The following is a 3,373-nucleotide window of genomic DNA, read 5'->3' as shown; positions in this document are numbered from 1 at the left end:
GTGCAATTGTCGTTATTCATTATAAAAGGGCGGGTTTTAAAGGATATTTTAAAATTTAAAACAAGCTTTTAAGAGCAGATGGCGGATGCCTTGCCAAAGAGAGGCGATGAAGGACGTACTAGACTGCGATAAGCTATGCGGAGCTGTCAAGGAGCTTTGATGCGTAGATGTCCGAATGGGGCAACCCAACTAATAGAGATATTAGTTACTCTTTAATAGAGAGCGAACCTAGTGAAGTGAAACATCTCAGTAACTAGAGGAAAAGAAATCAACGAGATTCCCTAAGTAGTGGCGAGCGAACGGGGAAAAGGGCAAACCGAGTGCTTGCATTCGGGGTTGAGGACTGCAATATCCAAGAGAACGCTTTAGCAGAGTTACCTGGAAAGGTAAGCCATAGAAAGTGATAGCCTTGTATGCGACAAGGCGTTCTTAGGTAGCAGTATCCAGAGTAGGCCAGGACACGAGAAATCCAGGTTGAAGCCGGGGAGACCACTCTCCAACCCTAAATACTACTCTTTGAGCGATAGCGAACAAGTACCGTGAGGGAAAGGTGAAAAGAACCGCAGTGAGCGGAGTGAAATAGAACCTGAAACCATCTGCTTACAATCATTCAGAGCCCTATGATTTATCAGGGTGATGGACTGCCTTTTGCATAATGATCCTGCGAGTTGTGGTATCTGGCAAGGTTAAGCGAATGCGAAGCCGTAGCGAAAGCGAGTCTTAATAGGGCGCTTGAGTCAGATGCTGCAGACCCGAAGCTAAGTGATCTATCCATGGCCAAGTTGAAACGCGTGTAATAGCGCGTGGAGGACTGAACTCGTACCCATTGAAACGGGTTGGGATGAGCTGTGGATAGGGGTGAAAGGCCAAACAAACTTAGTGATAGCTGGTTCTCTTCGAAATATATTTAGGTATAGCCTCAAGTGATAATAAAAGGGGGTAGAGCACTGATTGGGCTAGGGCTGCTCGCCGCGGTACCAAACCCTATCAAACTTCGAATACCTTTTATCGTATCTTGGGAGTCAGGCGGTGGGTGATAAAATCAATCGTCAAAAGGGGAACAACCCAGACTACCAAATAAGGTCCCTAAGTTCTATTCTGAGTGGAAAAAGATGTGTGGCTACTCAAACAACCAGGAGGTTGGCTTAGAAGCAGCCATCCTTTAAAGAAAGCGTAACAGCTCACTGGTCTAGTGGTCATGCGCTGAAAATATAACGGGGCTAAGATAGACACCGAATTTGTAGATTGTGTTTGACACAGTGGTAGAAGAGCGTTCATACCAGCGTTGAAGGTATACCGGTAAGGAGTGCTGGAGCGGTATGAAGTGAGCATGCAGGAATGAGTAACGATAAGATATATGAGAATTGTATCCGCCGTAAATCTAAGGTTTCCTACGCGATGGTCGTCATCGTAGGGTTAGTCGGGTCCTAAGCCGAGTCCGAAAGGGGTAGGTGATGGCAAATTGGTTAATATTCCAATACCGACTTATGGAGCGTGATGGGGGGACGCATAGGGTTAAGCGAGCTAGCTGATGGAAGCGCTAGTCTAAGGGCGTAGATTGGAGGGAAGGCAAATCCACCTCTGTATTTGAAACCCAAACAGGCTCTTTGAGTCCTTTTAGGACAAAGGGAGAATCGCTGATACCGTCGTGCCAAGAAAAGCCTCTAAGCATATCCATAGTCGTCCGTACCGCAAACCGACACAGGTAGATGAGATGAGTATTCTAAGGCGCGTGAAAGAACTCTGGTTAAGGAACTCTGCAAACTAGCACCGTAAGTTCGCGATAAGGTGTGCCGCAGCAATGCGGTCTCAGCAAAGAGTCCCTCCCGACTGTTTACCAAAAACACAGCACTTTGCCAACTCGTAAGAGGAAGTATAAGGTGTGACGCCTGCCCGGTGCTCGAAGGTTAAGAGGATGCGTCAGTCGCAAGATGAAGCGTTGAATTGAAGCCCGAGTAAACGGCGGCCGTAACTATAACGGTCCTAAGGTAGCGAAATTCCTTGTCGGTTAAATACCGACCTGCATGAATGGCGTAACGAGATGGGAGCTGTCTCAACCAGAGATTCAGTGAAATTGTAGTGGAGGTGAAAATTCCTCCTACCCGCGGCAAGACGGAGAGACCCCGTGGACCTTTACTACAACTTAGCACTGCTAATGGGAATATCATGCGCAGGATAGGTGGGAGGCTTTGAAGTAAGGGCTTTGGCTCTTATGGAGCCATCCTTGAGATACCACCCTTGATGTTTCTGTTAGCTAACTGGCCTGTGTTATCCACAGGCAGGACAATGCTTGGTGGGTAGTTTGACTGGGGCGGTCGCCTCCTAAAAAGTAACGGAGGCTTGCAAAGGTTGGCTCATTGCGGTTGGAAATCGCAAGTTGAGTGTAATGGCACAAGCCAGCCTGACTGTAAGACATACAAGTCAAGCAGAGACGAAAGTCGGTCATAGTGATCCGGTGGTTCTGTGTGGAAGGGCCATCGCTCAAAGGATAAAAGGTACCCCGGGGATAACAGGCTGATCTCCCCCAAGAGCTCACATCGACGGGGAGGTTTGGCACCTCGATGTCGGCTCATCGCATCCTGGGGCTGGAGCAGGTCCCAAGGGTATGGCTGTTCGCCATTTAAAGCGGTACGCGAGCTGGGTTCAGAACGTCGTGAGACAGTTCGGTCCCTATCTGCCGTGGGCGTAGGAAAGTTGAGGAGAGCTGTCCCTAGTACGAGAGGACCGGGATGGACGTGTCACTGGTGCACCAGTTGTTCTGCCAAGAGCATCGCTGGGTAGCTACACACGGATGTGATAACTGCTGAAAGCATCTAAGCAGGAAGCCAACTCCAAGATGAACTTTCCCTGAAGCTCGCACAAAGACTATGTGCTTGATAGGGTAGATGTGTAAGTGCAGTAATGCGTTTAGCTGACTACTACTAATAGAGCGTTTGGCTTGTTTTTTGCTTTTTGATAAGATAACGGCAATAAGCGCGAATGGGTTACCACTGCCTTACTGAGTGTAAGAGAGTTGGAGTTTTATAAAGACTTTTATATAATAAGCTTTAATGAGAAACAGGATAAAGTCTAACTTGTTTTAATTAAGGGCTATTAACGATCTTCTTTGTTGAAAAACAGCTCCCTATTAAAGAGAAAGGGGAGTTAAGGGTAAATGCGTTTTTATCTTTAGCTCCCTTTTCCTTGTGCCTTTAGAGAAGAGGAACTACCCAGTTAACCATTCCGAACCTGGAAGTCAAGCTCTTCATCGCTGATAATACTGCTCTTTTCAAGAGTGGGAATGTAGGTCGGTGCAGGGATAGGGAAATGTTTTTTTAGTCTTGCTTTTTATTTGATTTCATTATTGACTCATTGTTTTGTTTGTTTAGGGGTT

2 rRNA genes are annotated in these 3,373 nt (G+C 46.9%); both read left to right on the top strand.

The features are described from left to right. Window positions 1-58 precede the first annotated feature (58 nt). Window positions 59-2,946 (top strand): 23S ribosomal RNA (locus EAL49_RS08165). 235 nt (window positions 2,947-3,181) lie between these two features. Continuing rightward, window positions 3,182-3,299 (top strand): 5S ribosomal RNA (rrf, locus tag EAL49_RS08160). The last annotated feature ends 74 nt before the right edge of the window (window positions 3,300-3,373 follow it).

Origin of the sequence: Helicobacter pylori, assembly GCF_003637665.1 — a bacterium.
Lineage (GTDB): Bacteria > Campylobacterota > Campylobacteria > Campylobacterales > Helicobacteraceae > Helicobacter > Helicobacter pylori_CK.
The sequence above is the reverse complement of the archived record's forward strand: the minus strand, read 5'-3'. Positions and strand labels throughout refer to the sequence as shown.